This window comes from Paraburkholderia sp. SIMBA_053 (genome assembly GCF_046534895.1).
Lineage (GTDB): Bacteria > Pseudomonadota > Gammaproteobacteria > Burkholderiales > Burkholderiaceae > Paraburkholderia > Paraburkholderia caledonica.
In genome coordinates this window covers 1-269 of sequence record NZ_JAWRXU010000739.1, presented here as the reverse complement: position 1 = coordinate 269, position 269 = coordinate 1, and the positions used below count along the sequence as shown (strand labels likewise).

The window sequence follows — 269 nt, the reverse complement described above, 5'->3', positions numbered from 1 at the left end:
AGCGACAGGTCTTCCTGCACGCGCAACTGGTCCATCCGCGCTTCGAGCCCGTCGACTTCCATCCCAAGACGCGTATAAGTCTGCGCAGCCCATGCGCGTGAGCCGTCCTGCTCCGGCGCGGTGGTTTTGGCGAGCGCAAGCGCGATGTCCTGCTGAAGCCGCGTGCCGTCGGACGTGAGCTGCGCGAGCGCGCCAGCGACGTTTGGCTGGTTCGCCAGTTGCTCGCGCAGCGCCCTGTCGATCTTCGCAAGCGACGCGGACATCCCTGC

The 269-nt window shown here is 66.9% G+C and carries 1 protein-coding gene; it reads right to left on the bottom strand.

Annotated elements, in window-relative coordinates; translation table 11 throughout:
• A partial coding sequence (locus SB753_RS37540) for a hypothetical protein (RefSeq protein WP_410805222.1) occupies positions 1-269 on the bottom strand: 269 nt, incomplete at both ends.